The 21,178-nt window shown below is 60.5% G+C and carries 23 protein-coding genes and 1 tRNA gene; 18 read left to right on the top strand and 6 right to left on the bottom strand.

Features of this window, described 5'->3' with window-relative positions:
* On the bottom strand, window positions 1–876 hold the full coding sequence (locus V7787_RS44385) for a DUF6689 family protein (RefSeq protein WP_336094097.1): 876 nt from the start codon (window positions 874–876) through the stop codon (window positions 1–3).
* Between the two features lie 309 nt (window positions 877–1,185).
* Between V7787_RS44385 and V7787_RS44390 the strand changes: the two genes are divergently transcribed.
* Window positions 1,186–2,577: a S8 family peptidase gene (locus V7787_RS44390; RefSeq protein WP_336094099.1), complete on the top strand. Its 1,392-nt coding sequence runs from the start codon at window positions 1,186–1,188 to the stop codon at window positions 2,575–2,577.
* 276 nt (window positions 2,578–2,853) lie between these two features.
* Here V7787_RS44390 and V7787_RS44395 read toward each other — a convergent pair whose 3' ends face one another.
* Window positions 2,854–3,180, bottom strand: coding sequence for a hypothetical protein (locus tag V7787_RS44395; protein WP_336094100.1), 327 nt, complete (start codon window positions 3,178–3,180; stop codon window positions 2,854–2,856).
* Window positions 3,181–3,620: 440 nt separating this feature from the next.
* Window positions 3,621–4,079, bottom strand: a complete 459-nt coding sequence (locus V7787_RS44400; protein ID WP_336094101.1) for a DUF6491 family protein — start codon at window positions 4,077–4,079, stop codon at window positions 3,621–3,623.
* 171 nt (window positions 4,080–4,250) lie between these two features.
* On the opposite strand from V7787_RS44400, the gene V7787_RS44405 reads away from it, so the two are divergent.
* From V7787_RS44405 to V7787_RS44435, 7 genes are all read left to right on the top strand, one after another.
* Window positions 4,251–4,326: transfer RNA gene (locus V7787_RS44405), tRNA-Phe, on the top strand.
* A 182-nt stretch (window positions 4,327–4,508) separates the two neighbouring features.
* Window positions 4,509–5,744, top strand: a complete 1,236-nt coding sequence (locus V7787_RS44410) for a tyrosine-type recombinase/integrase (RefSeq protein WP_336094102.1) — start codon at window positions 4,509–4,511, stop codon at window positions 5,742–5,744.
* Between the two features lie 2 nt (window positions 5,745–5,746).
* A complete protein-coding gene (locus V7787_RS44415; protein WP_336094103.1) occupies window positions 5,747–6,067 on the top strand; it encodes a hypothetical protein in 321 nt (106 codons plus the stop codon).
* Between the two features lie 83 nt (window positions 6,068–6,150).
* Window positions 6,151–6,513: a hypothetical protein gene (locus V7787_RS44420; protein WP_336094105.1), complete on the top strand. Its 363-nt coding sequence runs from the start codon at window positions 6,151–6,153 to the stop codon at window positions 6,511–6,513.
* Entirely contained in the window at window positions 6,506–6,832 is a 327-nt protein-coding gene (locus tag V7787_RS44425; protein WP_336094106.1) for a hypothetical protein, read from the top strand. Before V7787_RS44420 ends, V7787_RS44425 begins: the two co-directional genes overlap by 8 nt.
* 10 nt (window positions 6,833–6,842) lie before the next feature.
* Window positions 6,843–7,475, top strand: a complete 633-nt coding sequence (locus tag V7787_RS44430) for a hypothetical protein (RefSeq protein ID WP_336094107.1) — start codon at window positions 6,843–6,845, stop codon at window positions 7,473–7,475.
* A 334-nt stretch (window positions 7,476–7,809) separates the two neighbouring features.
* Window positions 7,810–8,028 carry a hypothetical protein gene (locus V7787_RS44435; RefSeq protein WP_336094109.1) on the top strand — a complete coding sequence of 73 codons (219 nt, stop codon included), beginning with the start codon at window positions 7,810–7,812 and terminating at the stop codon, window positions 8,026–8,028.
* A gap of 8 nt (window positions 8,029–8,036) precedes the next feature.
* Here the strand turns inward: V7787_RS44435 and V7787_RS44440 are convergent, their stop codons facing one another.
* Window positions 8,037–8,207, bottom strand: a complete 171-nt coding sequence (locus V7787_RS44440; protein ID WP_336094110.1) for a hypothetical protein — start codon at window positions 8,205–8,207, stop codon at window positions 8,037–8,039.
* Here V7787_RS44440 and V7787_RS53230 point away from each other — a divergent pair.
* The 7 genes from V7787_RS53230 (at window position 8,196) to V7787_RS44470 (ending at window position 17,256) form a co-directional block, all read left to right on the top strand.
* Window positions 8,196–8,621 (top strand): HNH endonuclease signature motif containing protein, encoded by a 426-nt coding sequence (locus V7787_RS53230; protein ID WP_442965363.1) that lies wholly within the window; start codon window positions 8,196–8,198, stop codon window positions 8,619–8,621. The genes V7787_RS44440 and V7787_RS53230 overlap by 12 nt on opposite strands.
* A gap of 425 nt (window positions 8,622–9,046) precedes the next feature.
* Window positions 9,047–9,520 carry a hypothetical protein gene (locus V7787_RS44445; RefSeq protein ID WP_336094111.1) on the top strand — a complete coding sequence of 158 codons (474 nt, stop codon included), beginning with the start codon at window positions 9,047–9,049 and terminating at the stop codon, window positions 9,518–9,520.
* Between the two features lie 2,041 nt (window positions 9,521–11,561).
* Complete coding sequence (locus V7787_RS44450; protein ID WP_336094113.1) at window positions 11,562–12,173, top strand: hypothetical protein; 612 nt, start codon at window positions 11,562–11,564, stop codon at window positions 12,171–12,173.
* A gap of 653 nt (window positions 12,174–12,826) precedes the next feature.
* Window positions 12,827–13,189 (top strand): hypothetical protein, encoded by a 363-nt coding sequence (locus V7787_RS44455; RefSeq protein ID WP_336094115.1) that lies wholly within the window; start codon window positions 12,827–12,829, stop codon window positions 13,187–13,189.
* 1,041 nt (window positions 13,190–14,230) lie between these two features.
* Window positions 14,231–14,599, top strand: a complete 369-nt coding sequence (locus V7787_RS44460) for a hypothetical protein (RefSeq protein WP_336094116.1) — start codon at window positions 14,231–14,233, stop codon at window positions 14,597–14,599.
* 931 nt (window positions 14,600–15,530) lie between these two features.
* Window positions 15,531–15,851, top strand: a complete 321-nt coding sequence (locus tag V7787_RS44465) for a hypothetical protein (protein ID WP_336094118.1) — start codon at window positions 15,531–15,533, stop codon at window positions 15,849–15,851.
* A 1,078-nt stretch (window positions 15,852–16,929) separates the two neighbouring features.
* Window positions 16,930–17,256, top strand: a complete 327-nt coding sequence (locus V7787_RS44470) for a hypothetical protein (RefSeq protein ID WP_336094120.1) — start codon at window positions 16,930–16,932, stop codon at window positions 17,254–17,256.
* Between the two features lie 394 nt (window positions 17,257–17,650).
* On the opposite strand, the gene V7787_RS44475 is transcribed toward V7787_RS44470, so the two are convergent.
* On the bottom strand, window positions 17,651–18,184 hold the full coding sequence (locus tag V7787_RS44475; protein ID WP_336094121.1) for a hypothetical protein: 534 nt from the start codon (window positions 18,182–18,184) through the stop codon (window positions 17,651–17,653).
* A gap of 6 nt (window positions 18,185–18,190) precedes the next feature.
* Complete coding sequence (locus V7787_RS44480; RefSeq protein WP_336094122.1) at window positions 18,191–18,595, bottom strand: hypothetical protein; 405 nt, start codon at window positions 18,593–18,595, stop codon at window positions 18,191–18,193.
* Window positions 18,596–18,986: 391 nt separating this feature from the next.
* Here V7787_RS44480 and V7787_RS44485 point away from each other — a divergent pair, with 391 nt between their 5' ends.
* The 3 genes from V7787_RS44485 to V7787_RS44495 all read left to right on the top strand — a co-directional run bounded on the left by V7787_RS44485 (window position 18,987) and on the right by V7787_RS44495 (window position 20,998).
* A complete protein-coding gene (locus V7787_RS44485; protein WP_336094123.1) occupies window positions 18,987–19,460 on the top strand; it encodes a hypothetical protein in 474 nt (157 codons plus the stop codon).
* Between the two features lie 611 nt (window positions 19,461–20,071).
* Window positions 20,072–20,260 carry a hypothetical protein gene (locus V7787_RS44490; protein ID WP_336094124.1) on the top strand — a complete coding sequence of 63 codons (189 nt, stop codon included), beginning with the start codon at window positions 20,072–20,074 and terminating at the stop codon, window positions 20,258–20,260.
* 339 nt (window positions 20,261–20,599) lie between these two features.
* Window positions 20,600–20,998: a hypothetical protein gene (locus tag V7787_RS44495; RefSeq protein WP_336094125.1), complete on the top strand. Its 399-nt coding sequence runs from the start codon at window positions 20,600–20,602 to the stop codon at window positions 20,996–20,998.
* Window positions 20,999–21,178: the final 180 nt, after the last annotated feature.

Genomic DNA, 21,178 nt, shown 5'->3' on the forward strand with positions numbered 1-21,178 from the left:
TCAGGGGCCGTAATCGCGCAGGAACGCGATGCTGAAGCGCAGCGTCGCCGCGCCGGCGATCAATTCGCCGGCGTGGTTGCGATGGGTGCGGGTGGCCCGCCACTCATCGGCGAGGTACACGCCGGCGCGGGCCTGGGCGCGGTCGCGCAACGCATCGGCGGCGGCCAAGGCCGCGGCGTAGTCGGCGATCGCCAACGCGTTTTCGGCATCGTCGAGCAAGGCGTCGAACGCGGCGCGCTCGCTCCACGGCAACAGATCGACCCGGTCGCGCAGCCGCTGCACTTTGGCGGCGATCGCCACCCCGGTCGGGCGCAGGTCGAGCAGGATCAGGAACTGCGAGAAACCGCCGTAAGTGCCGCGCGCACGCACGCTGCCCGGGGCGATTTCGTCGGTGATGTCGTAGAACGCGCCGCCCAGCGGAGCTTTGAACAAGCGCAGCCGGCTGCCGGCGGCGTAGGGCAATGCGTGGGTGTGGATCTCGGCCCGGCCGGTGCCTTGGAAACTCAGCCCGCCGTAGCGCGGCGGCTGGATGGTGATCAGCAGCGGCAGCGCCGATTGCAGTTGGGTCAGGCTCAAGTCCGGCAGGCGCGCGAGCAGGGCGGTATCGCTCAGGCTGACCAGTTGCGCGCTGACGCCGAGGCTGGACGGGCTGAGCCCGGAGGCGTCCTGGAAATCCAGCAGCACTTCGGCCAGCGGCGTTCCCGGCAGGCCGGGCAGGGAGATCGCGGCTTCGGCGTGGTTGCCCGATGCGCTGACGCTGACCGGCAGGCTCTGCGCCTGGGCGGCGCCGGCTGCGAGCAGGCACAGGGCCAGGCCGCAGCCGCTCAGCCAGGCGGCGATCCGACCCGCGGTCCGCGGCGTGTTGGTGTGGCGCATGTGCTTCCCCCTGTGCGGTGTCGCTGCCGCGGTGTGGCTGGGGCCGCGACGCCGAGGCGTCACGGCTGAATCTGAACCCGGATCCGGTGGACTGCCCTGGCGCTCGCGCCCCTGCCGAATGCGGTACCGCGTCGCAACGATCTTGCGGCGCCGGTCTGGATTTGACCAGCCTACTGCGCCTGGGGCGGCCGGTCTGTAGGGGTTTTTCCCTATCCCGGCTGGGCGATCTCCCGGATGTTTCCGCGCGCCCCGCGCACGCCAAGGTGGCTCACCCAGCCGTCATGGCCAATCCAGGGAGTCCGGTCCGACATGCAACCCAGCCGCCGCAACCTTCTCAAACTCTCCGCGCTCGCCGTCGGCATGATCGCCAGCGGCATGAGCTTCGCCGAGGCCCGTCTGGGCGCCGCGCTGGAGCAGGCGCTGAGCACCGCCGACGCCGCCAGGCCGCTGGAAGTGATCGTCTCCTACAACCAGCCCGGCCCGCTGCGCGCGACCCAGTTGCAGGCGCTGAAGCTGCTCGGCATCGATCGCGGCGTGAGCATGCGCGCGTTGCCGATCGCCGGCGCGCTGGCCACGCCGGCGCAGATCCGCGCGCTGGCCCAGCGCGGCGAGGTGTTGTCGATCCATCTCAACCGGCCGCTGACTTATTACAACCAGGAAGCGCGCGAGTTGTCGGGCGTGAACCGGGTCCAGGCCAATCCCGGCGACTTCGGTCGCACCGTGCCGTTCACCGGCAAGGGCGTGTCGGTGATGATCAACGACTCGGGCATCGACGCCACTCACGCCGATCTCAAGTACGGCCAGCGGGTGGTGCAGAACGTGCAGGCGCTGACCAACCTGCATTCATTGCTCGATTTCCTGCCGGTCACGGTGCTGGAAAACCAGCTCAACACCGACATCAGCTCCGGCCACGGCACCCACTGCGCCGGCACCGTCGGCGGCAGCGGCGCCCAGTCCGGCGGCCTCTACCGCGGCGTGGCGACCGGCGCGGACCTGATCGGCTACGGCTCCGGCGCGGTGATTTCGATCCTCGACGCGGTCGGCGGTTACGACTACGCGATCTCGCACAAGAACAGCTTCGCCGCGCCGATCAAGGTGATCTCCAATTCCTGGGGCAGCTCGGGCGCGTTCGACCCGACCGACCCGGTCAGCCTGGCCAGCTACGAGGCCTACAAGAACGGCATCGTCAGCGTGTTCGCCGCCGGCAACGACGGCCCGGGCGCGAATACCCACAACCCCTATGCGCAGGCGCCGTGGGTGATTTCGGTCGGCGCCGGCAACAAGGACGGCACCCTGGCCGACTTCTCCTCGCGCGGCAATCCGGGCGAAACCGGTCAGTTCACCATGCCCGACGGGCAGAGCTGGACCTACGTCAACGAGCCGACCCTGGTCGCGACTGGCGTGGACATCGTTTCCACCCGCGCCCTGACCGGCGCGCTGCCGCTGCTGGCCGCGCAGAAGGATGCATCCCTGGGCGCGCGGCTGCCGTACTACACCCACATGAGCGGCACCTCGATGGCGACCCCGCACGTGGCCGGCATCGTCGCGCTGTTGTTCGAGGCCAAGCCTTCGCTCAAGCCGCTGGAGGTCAAGCAGATCCTCATCCAGACCGCCAACCCGATGGCGGGCCGGCAGCGTTTCGAAGTCGGCAGCGGCCATGTCGACGCCTACGAGGCGGTGGGCGTGGCCAACGCGTACTGAGCAAGTTCCGGGCGGAAACGCGAACCCTTCCGCCCGCACCACGTCCGCGGCGTCGCGTCCCCGACGCCGCGGACGGTTTCTCTCCGTAGTGGATGCATCGATTGTCATGACGGATACCCGGTTAAGTGCGGGTATCCGTTTTTTTTCGGGTCGGGGGGAACTGCGGTGCGATCGGGCGCGGCTGCCCGGCTCGCGCGGCCTGGGCGAGCGCTGCGGCGATTACGACGCTATGGGATGGGGGCCGAGCGCCGCCGAGTAGGTTCGGGCGGCCGAAGTTCAGCTGCCGGGTTCGCGGGCCGGTGCCGATCCGTTGGCACCCGCGAGTGCCGGCGGCAGCCGGCGGTCCTCGGCGACGCGGAACGGCGCGGCGACCGGAACAGGCAAAAGAATCGGAGCGGCTTGTGCCGACGTGGCTTCCGTCGTGGCGGCATCGCCCAGGACGGCATCGTGCGCCACGGCTACGGTGCGCGCGGTCGCAGGCATCTGGGGAAAAGAAGGAACCGCCGCTCGGGCCAACAGCGCCAGCGCCGAGACGGCGGTCAGTACGAGGAGATAGCGGGACAGCGCGCGGAACGAGTCCTGAACCCAAGTCGCGGCCTTCACGCACGCACCCCGCGCAATCCACGCAGGGCAGACCGAGCGGCCATCCGGGCCGTCGGCGCAAAATCCGTTTTGCCGTGCATCCACTTCCCCAACCTCTGTAATCGGTAGCCCCGGCTCCGCTGGTTCGCTTGCTCAAGGCGACGGTCTTTTTCCTTTGCTGAGCGGCGTCCGTGTCATTCGCAGACCGTGCTGCCGGGGCCTGCACAGATTGGCGTCAGGCCGGGATCAAAGCAGTAGGCCGAAGGCGCGACCGCGTGTAGGAATTTTCTGACCCCTGTCACGCGGACGGGGTGACGGGGCGGGGCAGAGGTTGTAGGGCGTGGCTCTGGCCGTGGCCCGGTCGTTGGGCGGTGCGAGCGCCTGGGCTGGGTCCGGCAACGGTCGCGGCCGAGCATCGGGGCGAGACCGGAGGTTCCGGTCGCGCCCCGGCCTGCCGGTGGTCAGGGCTTCGCCGGCTCCGGCATGGTCCCGGCCGAGCGCATGTCCTTCTGCGCCTGTTTGATCGCCTTGACGTCCAGCGGCAGGATCCGGCCGATGAAGCAAGGGATCTGAATCGTCTGCTGGCCGAGCACGGTGACTTTGTCGAAGCGCTGATGCACGCGTCCCATCTGATTGCTCACCGAAATCGCCTGAGCGAAGTCCAGGTCCGGGCAGCGCCCCTGCAGTTCGAGCAGATAGGCCTGATTGGGTTTGGTCCACAGCGCCAGCGCGCTGTCGCCGAGCGGCGTCCAACCGTCGATGCGGCCGAAGTACTGGAAACTGTCGACCGGCGCACCGGCGTGTTGTCGGTACAGCGCCAAGCGCTGCGCGTCGTCCATCTTCGCCCCGCCGGTAGCGCAAGCGCTCAACGCGAGCGTGGCCGCGAGCAACGCGGGAATCGCCAGACAATAGCGTTTCATCTCGGTGTCCTTCGGCGGTCGGGAGCCGCCGCGATGGGTGTTGTCGAGCATGATGCGCGCCGCCGGCGAGCCCGCCGCGGCGGGCGTGCGCGTCGTTCAGCGCTCGGGAGGCTTGCCATCCCCGCCGCGCCTCCGTATCATGCCGCCTCTCTCACGGGTTGCCCGTGAAATGGCCGGGTAGCTCAGTTGGTAGAGCAGGGGATTGAAAATCCCCGTGTCGGGGGTTCGATTCCCTCCCCGGCCACCACAACACAGTCCATGATGGTTCGTTAAACATCGTGGAGTAAGCAAAAAGCCTCCATTCCGGGGGCTTTTTTGTTGTCTGGGGTTCGCCAGAGTTCATCAACGACCGCTTGCGACCGGGGGCACCTGGGGGCAGGATTGGGGGCATACAGGGGCATTTGAGCCCCTCCCCAAGTCGGTGCCCCCATGGCGGCAAACACCGGAAAACTCACTGCTCTAACTATCAGAAACGCAAAGCCAGCGAACAAGCCGGTGCGTCTATTCGATGGTGCTGGCCTCTACCTAGAGCTGATGCCCAATGGTTCGCGTTACTGGCGATTGAAGTACCGCTTCGGGGGCAAAGAGAAGCGGTTGGCTTTGGGAGTCTTCCCAGAGGTATCACTCGCTGTCGCACGAGAGAAGCGCGACGCGGCGCGGACCGCGATCCGTAATGGCATCGATCCTTCAGCGCAGCGCAAAGTCGACCGCCGCCAAGCGCGGCTGGCAAGTGCTTCCAGCTTTGGCGCTATCGCGGACGAATGGCTGTCCAGGCAGACCGCCGTTCTTGCGCCAGTCACCCACCGAACCGCCTCATGGCTACTCGCTCAGGCGACCGCGGAGTTGGGGGAAAGACCGATTGCAGAGATCAGCCCGCCGGAGGTTCTGATGCTTCTCCGGGGAATCGAGACTAGGGGGCGCAAAGAGACGACTCGCCGGGTCAACCAGAAGATCAGCCAGGTCTTCCGGTATGCGATCGCTACCGGCCGCGCCGAAAGAGATCCGACCGTAGACCTTCGTGGGGCGCTGACTCCTCCGAAGCCGAAGCCGCGAGCGGCACTAACCAACCCTAAGGACGTGGCGGGGCTGCTCAGGTCGATTTACGGCTATGAGGGCCAATTGACTACGGTGGCCGCCCTTAAGCTGAGTCCTCTGCTGTTCGCTCGGCCGGGCAATCTACGGGCTATGGAGTGGGCGGAATTGGATCTGGATCAGGCTGAGTGGCGAATCCCCGCGGGCAAGATGAAGATGCGGGAGGAGCACGTGGTTCCTTTGGCTCCCCAGGCTGTAGATATCCTCCGGGAGATGCACGCGTTGACCAGTCGGCACCGCTACGTGTTCCCTAGCGTTCGAAGCGCTACGCGGCCGATGAGCGAGAACACCATCAACGCAGCTCTGCGGCGCCTGGGTTACGACAAAGAGACGATGACCGGACACGGCTTCCGGGCGATGGCCAGCACCCGGCTCAACGAGATGGGCTGGGCACCGGACGTGATAGAGCGCCAACTGGCGCACGCCGAACGCAACAAGGTCCGGGCCGTCTACAACCGGGCCCAGTACATGGCCGAGCGGAAGAAGATGATGGCTGCGTGGGCCGACTATCTGGACGAACTTCGTAATAGCTCTGGGAAGGTCGTGGCGTTCAAGGGACGCAAAAGGGGGTAGTTGTGGCCACCGAGTCTGAGCGGGCTATTGCTGGCGGCATAGGGCTGTGTGCCGGGCTGTTGGTTGGCATCGTGGGAATTCTGCTTGCCCCTCACTGGGGGAAAGAAAAATGGCGAGGGTTCGTCTGGCCCGATGCAAAAGATCCCATGATTAGCTTCACGGTGGGCGAGTACGAAAATGAATCCGAATGTGCAGCGGCAAACGAGCGCGCCATTCAAGCAACTAAGTTATCCGGTATCGCCGATAGCGTTTGCAAGAGGAATTGCAAACCGCTGGCGTTCAGCGCTTCACGACAAGTTTGCGAAGGAGATTTAACGCAGTAGGGAACGGATGCCCACAGAAGCGGCGGGGCGGGGGTTGCAGCCCCCAACCCCGCCTTCCACAACCGTTCTTAGGAGGAACGATCATGGCAACTGCCAATGCTAACAGCGGCAGCTCTGGTGTTTTGGGCGCACCCGATCAACGCGTTAATGCTTCGTTACGCGAGCAAGCCGCAGATAGACGGATCAAACTAACGCTCGTTCTAGGCGACACGTGCGCATCCGCAGTGCTCGATATCGAGCCCGCCGACGTCGCGAGTATCGCTAGCCAGCTTGCCCAAAGTGCTCTGGCATCGTGCAATGCGATGGCGCATGCAGCACTTGGCCCCAATGGATCGGATTTCTACGATGCCATGTTCACTGGCCTGGACTTGCAGCTTTCAGTGCTCGCTGGCTTATGCCGCACGTTGGACTGTGCGGGTAGTGGGGAGGGCCGCCGCCATGATTAAGGAGAAAACTGGAACCGTCAGCATCCCCAAGAGTCTTGTTGTGAGTCTCAGCACGAGGGAGCGATGCGCCCAGATACTGATCGCGCCAGACACCACTGCGGGAGACTTGCTCTACTTTGCCTCTGATCTTGCGAGGGCCAGCACTTCGATTCTCCAAGCCTATTCGCTCCTGGATAAGAACGAAGTAGAAGATTGGGGCGTTCAACTCACAGACGGCATCATCGACGCTGTGATGCTGCATACAAGCCTGCTAGAGGGCATTGTAGAGGCGTGTGGGGATGCTGTGGGTGGCAAGCGACTGGAGGATGCATATGGCTAAAAATAGACACATGAAACACATCGAAATTCCGTACCCAGCGGAGAGTGAGTTTCCGCAGTCTGTCGCGGAAATTCTTTCGTTTGATCCGAGTACTCTCTCAGGAAAAACAGAAGAGGATGAGCGTAGGATCATGGATGCAATAAGTGCCGCAAATGCGGCCCTCCACCAGCATGCTGAAATGGTGCGAGAGAGCATATTGGCCGACAATGGAAGGTGGAGCGAGCTCCTAGAGATTGCCGCGCGAGCTGGCGCGGGCGATATCGTCACAGATTATCTGAACTTACTTGATTTCGTGGATCATCTTCGTAATGGCTTCATAGGTTCGCTACGAATGCTTATGGCTAGTTCAATTGCGATGTATCAATTGGAAGAGGCTACCACCATGCGGAGGATGGAGAGCTCTGAGCAAAAGGCGAGAGCTGCTAAGTCAAAGAAGTCATCGCAAGCGATGCTTAAAATTCGAGAGGAGTTCTTTAGGTGGGAAGCGGGCGATGCCGAGTACAGAGGGATGTCCTCGGAGCGCTTCATCGTGGAAATGTTAACTCGATTCTCTGATGTGAAAAGTGGTGGATCCATCAGGAACAAGAGGGGTGAGTGGCGGCGCCAGTTCGCTGCGCGTAATGCCCAGAAAGAGAAAAAGTGACGGCATCTAGAAGCATTATGCTCTGCACAATGTCACTGTGCAGAGCTGGATGTAATTCTGCACAGCAGAGTGAATTGTGGTGAGAAGATTTGTATGAAATGGCTTTGCCCCAGATTCCCTGGGGAGGAGCCAGTACTTTGGAACACCAGTGCGGAACAGGGGACTTCCGGCCCTTCATCCCGGAATGTGCGCGGCGCGGGATATCAAAATCCGTCGCCTATGAGCTTCGCAACGCAGGTTTGCTGGAAACGTTCGTGATTGGGCGTTCCCGGTACGTGATGTTGGAGAGCTTGGACTCATTGCCTCAGCGTATCAGCGCTCAGGAGGCTTCTAAATGAGTGCCGCCGAGACCTTCAACTACAAGCCCACCTTCAGTGCCCTGGTGCCTACCTGCAAGGCGCATGGCATCGGAAAGACGCTGGCCTATCAGCTTGCCAGCGAGGGTGCTCTAGATACGTTCCTGTTGCATGGCAAGCGAATGGTGTACCTCGCGAGCCTTGAAAGCCTCCCGCGTCGTCTGGCCACGAACGACGGCAAAGGCGGTGCGGAATGATCGGTGGTTTAGGTGCTGTGTCTATCCACGGCCTTGTCTTCAATGTTCAGCTTGGCCGGCTGGTGGATCCCGTCTTGGGAGTTGTCTATGGAGCCTTGGGCGAGCCCTTCAAAGCAAGCGCCGATGGCTACGTTCGCGTCAAGCGTCGTAAAGACAGGAATGGTTGCTTGTATGCTCATCGAATCATCTGGGAGACCGTTTACGGTCCAATCCCCGCTGGCCACTACATCGATCACAAAAATGGCCGGAAGGGCGACAACCGCATTCGAAATCTTGAGCCAGTTGTCCCCACTGAGAACAGCCGCCGAGCGATTCGGAAAGGATTAGTCCGAACTGGCGAGCAGCAAGTTGGGGCGAAGCTAACTGCTGTGCAAGTTTGCGAGATTCGTCGTACCGAATCGACGATCAGTGGGGCCGAATGGGCTCGCGAGCTCGGCTTAGATCGCACAACCGTTAATTCGGCCCGTCGGCGTCAGACATGGCGCCACATCGTATGCCACCGCGACGGTACGGCGTCTGTTCGGCACACTGGGCGAGTGGCGGTAAATCGCCGGCCGCGGCGAAGGAAGTCCAAGCCGGGGAGGACGGGCTGATGAGTCCCGACCGCCTTACTGACAATGAAGCAATCGCGGCCGAGTGTCGCGATTGCACCTATGACCCTGCTGCGGACGGCACTTGGCGCGAGCAAGTCTCGATCTGCGGCTGTGTGGGTTGCCCGCTGTGGCCTTACCGACCGATCACTAGTTCGGCACCGGCTTGGATCAAGGGCAGGGTGCCCTCCGAGTTTCCAAACGGATTTCGGCGCCTTAGGCATGAAGACGCCATTAGAGGCCTTAGGGCCATCGACGCTGACGCCGTAGATGGGGCTGTACAGCCCGAAACAGAGCGCATGGGAGCAGTGGCTGCCCAGGGGGCGACTTAGCGATGAGCACGCAAAGAAAGCGGTTTCTCGGACGGGTGGGCTCGGCGGTGTGTGCCGGTCCATCCGTCGTGAGCTAATTCGCTGGGGAGCGAGCAGATGTCAAAGATTGAACGGAGGCGTGGTCGCCAGAAGGGCCGCAAATCTGAGGGCAGCTTTCTAGCGATTCCGCATGTGGTTCTGAGGTCGGCTGAGTTTGGTCGGCTAAACGGCTGGTGCGTGAAGCTGTTGGTCGAGATGGCAAGCGCTCACAGGGGAAACAACAACGGCGACTTGTCTGCCGCTTACTCCGTACTCAAGGGCCGCGGTTGGAACAGCAGCGGTACGCTCGCGCAGTCGTTGCGCGATCTGGTTGATCGTGGGTGGCTGGTCGTTACACGCCACGGCGGCAGGCACAAATGCGCCCTGTACGCGATCACCTGGTGGGCTATCGCCGAGTGCCCAGGCAAAGGGCTTGAGGTTGGTCCTGAGACCGCTCCGCGCAACAGCTGGAGAAAAACAGAATCGGTGCTCGCTATGCGATGCAATGTGCTCGCTATGCGATGCAATGAGCCGGGAAAGGAGGCCGCTTGAGCCCCCAATTGCTCGCTATGCGATGCAGTCAGCTCATTTTTGGGCCTGTCTGTACTCGCTATTCGAACACCTTCTTAGATTTACCAAGGGGGTGTGTATGTAGGGTCGTCAAAGAGCGTAGAGAAAAGCTCCATCAAAAGCCTCAGTCGGGTGGTTGGCATGGGTGCTGAGGTGCTTGTCCCCGCGCCTGGCTTTTCGGCAGAGCAGCAGGCATTGGTCGATCGGGCAACGCTACGTCTCGCTGGCTCCGCCGGTTATGGATCCAGTTGGCATTCGAAAGCGACGGCTGGACTGCGGGGTGTGGATGTCGACAAGTCAGGCGTCCGAACGTCGTTGGCGGTGGCCGACCGGACAAAGCGATACATCACAGAGGGGGGCAAAGTGGACGGCGTTAAGAGCCTGCGAGTCCATCAGACCATTGGAGCATTGGCCGCTGAACCGTACTACATGCCAGATATGGACGTGTTCTCAGCTACCGGCCGAACTTGGGCGCCCGATTTAGTGGGGCCGTTAGGCCCATTGCTTCATGCCTTTGCACTGGAGTCCTGGGAGGACTGGCTTCGTGTCGAGCCCTTTCTTGCCCGCGAGAGACCGTGGCAGTTCGGCGTCATCGCGGGTCGGGATGCTATGGCCCGGATCATGTATCGCAAGGCAGCGACCAGCATAGAGCAGCGGTCCCGGGAGTTGGGGGTGCGAACTGCTGACTATCGGCAAGAGACGCGCGCTTACGAGGTTATTCTGCGCGATTGGCTTTTGACCGCATGTGCAGCGTTCCTGAGCGCGTGTGACGTGGCCGGGCTACATAGCTACGGTGGTGATCCGAGTAGCTTTACGGTGTCACGTTGGTGGAACAAGCATCATGCGCGTGCGCTTGGCTGGCCGACTACGCCCTGCCATCGGTTCGCCGATGTGCCGCCACCCGCTAGCTATCGAGGGCTTGTTCCGAACGACTGGGCTTGTTTTGGCCGTGGGTCTGCCCGGTGGACGGACGACCTTAAGCCGCTCGCTCGACAAGCCCCTTCGAAGCCCCTTCGGCATGCGAACGCTTAGCGAATTCGCGATGTCCGGTGCAGATGCGGACAGGATGCGGATGCCACGGAGCTGACGCTTCGATAGTTACCTGGGTGCTTGGTCGCCCCATAACGTTACCAGTAACGTCACTGCTAACAGCGGTTAACAACGCGCCCGCATCGAGGCTGCAAAAGTAGCAATAAGTAGCAAAAGATTGGCGGCCGGCAGCTGCAAGAGCTGGTTCTACAGTAGATGGGTTTGGAAATTTAGCCGCCCGCATCGCGCGCGCGAGGGTTCTGAAACCGTTTCGAAAGGGTTAGCCGTGACGCGTGCCCGCACTTGTGCCGCGAGCCTCGATTGCTGCCCACATGCCGTGGCAATGCCGCCGGCATAGCAAGATGGCATTGGATCAATGAGATGCGATGGCCTTTGTAGTGGTCATCGGCATGGGTACTGCTTGGTACTTACACAATCGGTCGAACTTCCGGGACGGATTTACACCCGGAGGTTCCCTTAGAGATTAGGCGAGACTCGCTCCCCAGCCATCTAGCCTCCCGTTACCCCTCCGGGCAAAGAGGGGTATCAAATCCATGCCGCTCACACTCGGCGGCTTTCATAGGAATAAGTTATGTTCTCTCCTTACACGCTTGGAGCTGCGAGCGCTCCTGGCCTTCTGCAGTTGCCATAGGACCAGAGTTAGGCCGACTGGGTTTCGCGCCTGTACGACAGCATTGCGCCTTAGTACGGCCTGCTGGGCGATGTATCGAGCTTGGGGCAAGGTGGCGCGCAGATCGGCCTTTTGTCACCTGCGGTCGAGCCGACACCTAAGCAAAAGCGCCAGGCCTTGGGTCAGGCCATGGCGCGTGCCGCGGCGGCTTCATGGGAGCCGAGCGGGCCGGGTAGTTTTCCTCGGTAGATCTCCGCGAGCATCAATGCAGGTCTGGACAGCCTCAACGATTAGGCACGCCAGCGGCAGGGTGACCAACTCGCAAAGGTGCGCTACGCCCAGTCGATAGGGCCGACGGCTGAAATGCGTAACTGGGCGACCATGACGGACGGCTTGTCTAGCAGCGATAAGGCTAGGGCGAACCGTATTCGTCTCGGCTTGGAGGGGCGGGCTTCTGGTGCTGGTATCGGATTTGGCGAATTCGTCGGCGGAGACGGTATCAAGCGTCCGACTCGCGAGAACCCTCGAACCGGCGTGCTTGAGGTGCTGTACAACAACCAATGGATGCCCGCGGATGGCATGCAGGGTGCTTTGGGCAGCGCTCAGGGTATGCAGTCTGGGCAGGTAGAGGATCCGCTTGTCCAGGAGATTCTTGCCAAAGCTAACGATATGTCGCGTAGCGGCGTCGCCCCCGATCAGATCGAACAGTGGATCAGTGGTCAGCTCCAGGCGCGCGGGACGGTGACACCGTGGCAATGGCAAACCGGCGCAACCGGCACTGTGCAGGGAGGTAGTGGCGCTGTAGGCGATATGGGCGGTCTGCTTGGCGATGCAGTTGCCCAAGCTGCCCCATCCGTTATGCCTGTGGCGGCGCCACCCTCGGCACTCGCGGGGCCGACTGCTGCCCAAGAGGCATACGGGAAGACGATGGCTGAGGAGCGGGCGCGCTTGGCCGCCTATGACGATATGACGTAGAAGGTCGCCAATCGCACCACTGCGACCACGTTGGCGGAAGCTCAGGCCAGGACTCAGGCGGAGGCTTAGGGCTCGCTTGGCCAAACTTAGGCGGCGACGGCACGTATTCGCGGCACGATCGACAAAGCGCTGAATCATCCCGGGCTGGCCACGGTTACGGGCCTGTCTGGTCGACTCGATCCTCGCAATAGCCTGCCAGGTACAGATGCGGCTGATGCGCGCGCACTAATTCAGCAACTGCAAGGCGGTGCTTTCCTTCAGGCGTTCGAATCGCTCAAGGGTGGTGGTCAGATCACTGAGACGGAAGGGCAGAAGGCTACGCAGGCGATCGCTCGTTTGCAGACGAATCAGAGCGACGAAGGATTCCGCCAAGCACTGATGGATCTTCGGAAGATCGTTGACGATTCGGACCGTAGGGCGGTCCAAAAGGCGCAAGGAGGGGGTGGCGGAGCACGCAAGGCGTCTGCCCCTGCTGGTACGGAGAGCCTTCCCCGGGCTCGCAATCCTCAAACGGGAGAGGTCCGAGTGCTCCGTAACGGCATGTGGGTGAAAGAATGAGTAGGATTCCGCCGCCCCCTCCGGGCTTCGAACTTGATGGAGACTCCGGTCCTGCTGCCGCGGTTGTTCCGCCGCTGCCTCCAGGCTTCGAGCTAATGACTGAGGGCGCACCCTTTGGTGATGTTCAAGTCAAAGCGTCCTCTACTGCACCACTGGGCCGCATGTCCGCACCGCCGCGTACTGTGGGGCAACGGATCGCGCGCGAAGTCGGCGGGCTTGGCCTTCGCAATGTTGTTGAGGGCGCCGCCGATCTGGCGGGCGTCCTCTATGACCCGATCACCGACGGAGTGAACTGGCTCGGCGAGAGGGAAGCCGCTACCGGGCAGCCTGATCGTTGGTTTCCGCGTCAGTATCGAGCGCGCGAAATCTCCGGTATGGCCCTTGATGCCCTGGGCGTACCGAAGCCGGAAACGGCCAGCGAGCGAGTCTATGGTGATATCGGACGATCGCTCACTTAGACGGCTCTCACCATGGGAGCCGGCGCCTTAGCCCAGGGCGGCCGTGGTGCGGTAGGGGCGGCGCAGTCGCCAACACTTACCCAGGAGGTCGGTCAATTCTTCGCCGCGAATCCTGTGCTCCAGACAGTGAGTGCTACCGCGGGCTCTGGCGCGGCTGGTGCCGTGCGCGAATCTGGGCTTGGCCCTGCCTGGCAGTTGGCTGCTGGCCTGGGGGCAGGTATGTCCCCAGCCTTGCTGACCAGTGGTGCTCCCTGGCTTACGAGAGCACTGTTTCGAGGTGGCGAAAAGGGTAGGCAGAACGTTCTCAAGAACATCAACGCGTTTGAGGCTGCTGGCACGACTCCGACGCTCGGGTAGGCGACAGGACGCCCGGATATTCGCCTCGCAGAGACCGCGCTTTCACGTCTCCCTGGTGGTGCTAGCGTGCTTTCCCGAAAGGCAGCTGCGCAAAACGATGATATTGCCGCAGGGGTTTCGAAACTTGCGGATAGGCTGGGCCCCAAGAGTGACCCTGTGCTGGCTGGCCGTGCGATCACCCGGGGTGTGCGCGGATCGGGCGGCTTTATGGAGAAGACAAAAGCCACTTCAGACCGGCTCTACGATTAGCTCGACAAGGTGATTGCGCCGGATGCTCGTGTACCGGTGAGCAATGCCGAAAGAGTGCTTGCGTCGATGAATGAGCCGATTCCTGGTGCGCCACAGACCTCGCGAGGGTTCCAAAACAAACGAGTGATGTCTATCGAGGACGGGTTGAGGCAGGACGCGTGGGGAGCCGATGCGGTAGCGACTCGCCCGGGAATGGTTGAAGAGGTGGAAAGATTCAAGGACTCGTTGATAAGCCAGGGGCGAGAGGCCACTGCCAGCGCTGCAAAGCAGAACACCCTGCGATCAGCGTTAGGTCAGTAGACCAAAGAGCTGCCGGCAGCTCCAGAAATCGAGGCCGAGATTGGAAGGTTCCTGCAATCGAAGGTCGATGGAAAGCTGCCTTTCGAGGCGGTGACCAAGCTCCGATCTAAGGTTGGCCGCGAGATCGAGTCAGGCTTGCTGATGCAAGACGTTCCGCGGAGTCAATGGAAGGCACTGTATGGCGCCCTTAGTGAGGATGTGCGGGCTGCAGCTGACGCGGCGGGACCAGCGGCCAAGCAGGCGTTTAGTCGGGCCAATGCGTACTACCGCGCGCGGGTCGACCGCATTGAAGCGATCGAGCACGTAATTGAGAAAGCCGGTGGGCCAGAGAAGGTTTACCGAGCCGCGGTATCGGGCACCGAAGATGGAGGAACGACCCTTAGGGCTGTCATGCAGTCTCTTCCTGAGGATGGTCGAAAGGTTCTCGCCTCGGCGGTGCTGCGCAAGATGGGGCGGGCGGTCAATAGCCAACAGAACGACGTCGGCGACGCCTTCAGTGTGTAGACGTTCCTGACGAACTGGAGCAAGCAATCTCCAGCGGCGAAGGCTCAGTTGTTCAATCGCTTCGGTGGCTCGTTCCGTATGGATATGGATCGGATTGCACGCGTAGCGGCCAACCTGAGATCTGGCTCTGCGATCTATGCGAACGGACCGGGTACGGCGCGAGCTATTGCCTAGGTGGGAGGATGGGGCGCTTCGGCTGTCACCGCGACGCACTCGTTGTTCACCGGCAACGTTGGCCTTCTCGGTACGGTTATAGCATCCATGGTCGGCTTCAATGGCGCTGCTCGACTTATGGCTAGTCCGACCTTTGTCCGATGGCTAGCCAAGTCCACGGCTGCTCCAAGGGGAAGTGTGCCAGCGCAGTTGGCGACGCTTCGCTAGATCGGTGAGAAGGAGCGGGATGACGATATGGTGGGCCTTGCCGATCAGCTTGCAACGCAGGAGCTAGGCCATTGAGCCAGGGACAACGTAAACAAGACTGGGTGGCGATGGCCGCCCGGATTTCAATCATTGCATTGCGAGGCAAACACGAATGAGCAGCGGCGGCGGAAAAAACACGACGACGGTCTAGAGCAGCGGTCCTCCGCCCTGGGCTGTGGATTACTTTAGGAACACGTTTGACCGGGCGAATCAGCTTTCCCAGTAGCCCTACACCCAATATGGCGGCCCTCGGATTGCCGACTTCAGCCAGGACCAACTCGCAGGCTTCGACCAGATCCGCGGTCAGGCCAGTCAAAGCAATCAACTCACCAATGCGGGTGACTGGTACGCGCGTGGCACGCTGGGCGGCTACAACGACTTCACGCCGCAACAGAACCAGTATCAGGGTGCTCAGAACCAATACGGTGGTTAGAATCCCTATCTTGGTCAGATGGTGGCGGACGCGTAGGGCGACGTGACTCGACAGTATCAACAGAGCGTCGTGCCGAACATGCTGAGCCAGTTCAACGCAAATGGCGCTTTCGGCGGAACGGCGATGCAACAAGCCATGTCCCAGTCCAACCAAGACCTAGCCGGGCAGCTGGGCCGCGTCTCCAGCAACCTGCGCAACGCCGACTACGATCGCCAGTCCCAGCTCGCCGAGTCCGGCTTGAACCGCAATTCGCAGCTTGCTGATTCGTACCTCGATCGACAACAGGCGGCGTGGGCTCAGGGACAGGCCAATCGCCAGGTTGCCGCCGGCATGATTCCCGGCCTCAATGACTCGCGCTATGACGCCGGTCGTGCGCTAGGAAACATCGGCGCCATGTAGCAGGGCCTACTACAGAACGCGCTGGATACAGGCTATGGCGACTACCTGGACGCCCGCGATTGGGACGCGAACCGGCAAGGCCTGCTGACGGATGCATTGAGGTCACTGAGCGGTGGCGGTGAGTCCAAGAGCTCGACTGGCGCCAATCCGAACTATCGGAGCGCAGGTTAGAACGCTGCATCGATGGCTCAGTCTCTTGCAGCCATGTGGCTGATGGGAGGGAAGTGAGATGCCCAAATCACTCCAGCAGAGCATGTTTCCGGGAGCGTCGCATGATTCGTAAGTTGGTTCGTAGCAGCATCGTGCGTGCGCTGAAATGGGCATATGACGATCGGGCCCTTCGTTGTAAGGCTAAGGGCCACGAGCATGGTCGAGCGGATGACCTAGTAGGTCTGTGCCCCGCTGCCTAGGCGGTATTTGAGCTATGGAGAGATACGTCGCCGCCATGGTTTGTGCAGGACTATGCAGGGATCGTCGAGGCGCACAACGCCTTTGCGCTCGCACACAATGACTTGGCGCGAAACTTTGAACAGCTTGCCGTTCGGCATCGAGAACTGGTCGAGTCGCACGATCGAGTCATGCATCTGGCCGTTACGCTCTCAGACCAGCTGATAGAGCAGCGAAAGGTTCGGGAAGCCGACGTTGCGGATACGGCCTCGTTTCTTGCTGCCGCGGAGTAGAGGGTCGCCTTCTTGGAGCAAAGGGTGGGCGCGCTAGAGGGCGGGGAGGGGCTGGCGCCCCCTCTCGCTAGGCTCCACTGATGAATATGGCTTTCCAACGTTCACACATCACAGAGGTCTGAAAAATGGCAGGAAGATTCGCAAACTTCGTGGGGAACCGGATTGATAGCTTGTTCCCTGGCGAGAACTACTCAAACGGGCAATACAACATCTCGGGGCGGTAGTTCGCTCTCGGTACGCTCGCGACGCTTGGTGGGTTCTTCGGTGGCCCCGGCGTTGGCGCGGCGTTGCGCTTCGCCGGCAATAAGTACGAAAACCACTTGGCGAACCAGTAGGCGCAGCAGATCCAGCGCCTCTACTTTGACCCGCGGAGCCAGGTTCAGGCCCAGAACGTCCCAATGCAGAACTGGTTCGCACAGAGCCAGCCTCAGGCACCGCAACAGCAGCAGCAACAGGCCCCAGCGGCCACCTACACCCCGATGCCCAACGCGGGTGGACTGGGTGGGTTTGGTGGTGGCGGCGGTGGCTTTGGCGGATTCAGCAGCGGTGGCGGCTTCGGCGGCGGCGGTGGGTACGGCTCAGGCGGCGGCTTCACTGGCGGCGGCTTGAGTGGCGGCTACGGCAGCATAGGCGGCTATGGCGGAATCTTTGGGGGCAGTAACGGTGGTGGTGGTGACGGCAGCAGCAACCGATTAATCGAGCGCCTCCAATCAATGGCTTTCTAAGGGAGAGATATGTTGGGTATTCCGACTTGGTTGCAGAACAAAGAGGTTGTGTTGACGAAGACTCCGAACGGTGGCTTTGCCATCTCGGAAAATAGGGGCGAGTCAGTGAAAAATTGCCTGGTGTTTGAGTCCGCGGCCGCGTTGAAGTACTACTTGGATGGGAATTGGTTCCAGAATCCGTAATAACAACTAGGCTAAATGGCGTGCCTTCAGGCAAATCTTCCATGTTCCAGGTTGCACCAAGCGCGGCTTCTTCGGCGAGTCAAGCTACTTAGAAGAGGCATGACCATTCTGCGAAAACAAAATGAGTTTTAAGATGGGGCGAGGGCGCGGACGATCAGCCGATCCTCCCTGTGGGGAGGTCGGCGTTACTAATTAGGCACACGGCTTGGCTTCAGCTGTCTTGTGCCGAAAACATTGAAAACTCCTTGTCGTCGCCACTAACAGCGATGCGTGTCAAGTTTACGATCCGCTTGAAGGTGTTGACTCCCTGGAAGCAAACACGATCACCACGGCGAGCCTTCCATGGTGCGCTAAATCCAATTTCTAGCATTGGGGTGCCGCTTAGGCTAGAGCCGTAGTAGTCAACCGATACTTGACTGCCAGCTTCTTGAATACGTATGCGGACGCCCCAGGCGATCGGAATTTCGCTTTCCAGATGCGCCACATTGTGCCCCGGATAGTTCCCAATGCGGTCGAACGTGTCGAGCGTAACGAATAGCCGTCCAAAGTTCGCGTTTAAGGCTTGGAGTTTGAACGTGGCCTCGGTCACCGGAAGTGCTGTTCGACAAACAGTCTCGAAAGGCCCTGGGAATCGTTGGGGGCCGGTCGTAGTCCATGTCGAAAGATAAGTTCTTGGAAACTGTTCATCAGGACTCCAGGTGTCTTCACGAATGTGATGCTCTATGACGACGTCTTCGCTCTTCATCATCGCCTAAACCTCGAAGTCAAAAGAGCCTTTCTTCATCGGCCAAACCTGATGAGTGGGGCTGAGTTCAACAAATGCCACGACTAAGTACGTGCCGCGATACCTGCCCGGCGGAAGCTTTACATTTAGATAGCCGCCACCTCGGATCTTTTGCGCGTCATGATGCGCAAAAGAGTCCGCCGCTAAGAACGCATTCTGATGGGTCCTCACTGCGATCCGAGATTGGAAGCCAAGTAGCTTCTTGGCTGGTGCCCTTGCAGTAAGCACAAAGTCCAGCTCAATCCGTCCGTTCAAATAGATCGGATTTTTGATGTTCCATTCAACGGTGTCGTCGTTGGATGCGTGGTCTTGGTGTTGATCTTCACTGCTGTGGAGAAAATTGATTGCCTGTTGAAATATCGTGCCAGTCATCACGTGTGCTCCTCGGCTTGGTTTTCGTCGACGGTCTCTAATAGAGTCGGCCGGCCGGGATGAGGCCATACTCGACCCATCTGAACGCAGATAATGGGATGGCCATTGGCAGCAACTTCAGAAGGTGTTGGAGTTGGTACGTATTTCGCAGCAGTAACCGGCCAATCAACCATTTGTCGCAAGTGTTGTCCGCGAAGGGTGGGGTGTGGCTAGACTTGGCATCGATTCGTAATGGGGGGCGAGGGCTATGCGGCTCGGTGGATGGTGGCGACTTTGGATTACTCTCTCGGCTCTATGGGGTGCCTTTATTACAGTAGTTGCGTATGTCAATCGCCCCTCATCCGAGCGTGTAAACCGTGAAGTTGGCCTGAGTTGTGGGATCGAAACGCCGATGACGGAGCAGTACGCGCGCGATGCACTTCGGATGCGTATGCTTTTAGATCAGTTGGTGATCGCTGACGCAGCGAAGAACGAAGTCAGCGCGAGAAGACTGGCGGCAGAAATTGCGAGTCTGCGTGAGCTCTGGGCGGAGAACACCGGAGTGCGGATCAAGTACTCACGTTTTAAGGTTATTGATCCAGGCGGTGGTGAGCACTCAGCTATAGCGCCACTTCCCGCCACAAATGCTGAAGTTATGGCGCAAATAGACGTCGACAAGCGCGATGCCAACAACTGGGCCAGCTTCTCACGCTATTGCATTGAGGAACTACGGATACACGCGAATGGTGAGCTCCTTCGTAGTCGAACGAAAGAGTGGATTCGTTCATCGGTTCTGGGAGGGTTTTTGCCGCCTCTAATTTTCTTGGTGTTTGGCGCTCTTGTGAGCTGGATATGGAGAGGCTTTCGCCCCAATAAGCCTGCCTAGCTAGGCAAGACGCCATCCGGAGGTGGGTGTTTTCGAGATATGACTACTCGTAAAGAAGGTTCTTCTGGAGAGATTTGATGCGCCTCAATGGATGGCAGAGGCTCTGGATACTAGGGTCGTTGGTTTGGGTGTTTGTGTCTGGGGGTGTTGGCGTGATGTCTATGCCAACAGGAGAAGTCGCCAGTCCTCATCCGGCCTACCTATACAGACTCGAACCGGAGTCACGTACGCTGTTGGTTCAAGATGCGGGATCAGGTGAGGGGGTAGAGGTCGACATGCCTAATGGTGAGGTTTTACGCTTTGATCCGCGAAGTCTATTGATCGATCGGGAACGAGTTGCGCGTGAATATCATCGTATAGCGGTCGATGCCCAGAAGGATCTACGCAAGGCACATCTGAAGCTGTTCATTCTGATAGGGCTAGGTCCATGCGTTGCTCTAGGCTTGCTCGGTCTCGGTGTCGCATGGGTGCGCCGAGGGTTCAAAAGCGACACTTGACTCGTGGAGTCCTCAGGCGCAGTTCGTGGCCCAAAAGTATGAGGCTGACCGGTACCCGCGCCGTCCACTGCGATTAGGTGCTGACTTGGCCGGGTCAAGGCCCTGGAGCAGAGCATGACTGACTGGCTAGCTCTCTTAGAGGATCGCCCCTGGGACAACCCGGCAAACTTCATCGACGGGGTCTACGTCTGCCCCGCTATGGCCGCGGTGATAAGGGCCAGGGCGCGGATGGAAGCTGAGAAGGAAGCGCACGCCGCCGCGGTGGCGGAGCGGGCTAGGGAGGCTGGCGGAGCGGGGGAGTAGCGCCCGCAGAAAAACCCCGGTGGGGCGGGGCGGCTCGCGCAGTAAGGGGGGGCGGGGCGCCGTTCGGTCAGACACCATGACAGTTCACGGCTTGGCCCGTCGGGCGATCTTAGGGTGAGTGACGAGGTTGGGCGACGGTTTCTTTCGACCGCGTCGAAAGCCAAGTCATTGATCCAGTTGACACTTTTTCGGATTGGCCGAAAGGTGAACGAAATGACGTCAACTTGGTCTAAGGAAGCAACAAAACCCTATTTTTGAGCTTTGTTCGTGTTCACTGAAAAGTGTCAATAGCTTTGCTAGTGTTCGCGCCGAAGCAAAACCTCCGGGGGGAGGTCATTTATGAACAAGCCAGTGATGGCGCACGTACAAGTCGGTGATCGTGAAGCTGTGGCCGCCGAGCTGCACGTATTGCTGTGCGAGGCTGCTGATGGCGGCTATTTGGCGCAGGGCATAGAGATCGATTACACCGCGACGGGCGCAACTGAAGAAGAGGCAAAAGACCACTTCGCGAAAGGTTTCACTCGTACAGTGAAGGCCTATCTTGAGCGGAACCGTGCTCTAGAGGGGCTGTTCAAGTCACGCACGCCTGCAGAATACATAGCCGCATACTATGAAGGCACTGTTCGCCCCGAGTTGTGCTGTGTGGTCACACACCGCCGCGTAGAGGTGCCTGCGCATGTACCAGTTCCGCACGTCATCGCTTTCTTGAAGCAACGCGAGCAGACCGCTGCTGCATGAGGTTGAAAAAAGGCGCATGGGATGGCGCCCAGCCACGAACGCACGTTTTGAGCGTGCTTCGTAGGTATGGTGTGATTGTGGAGCTGCCTGAAGATGGCGACGACTATTACACTTTGATTGACAGCGACGGCGATCCGTCAGTAATGCATATCCCCAATCCCGTGCCTAGTGAGATGATCG

Source organism: Pseudomonas sp. CGJS7, from assembly GCF_036961695.1.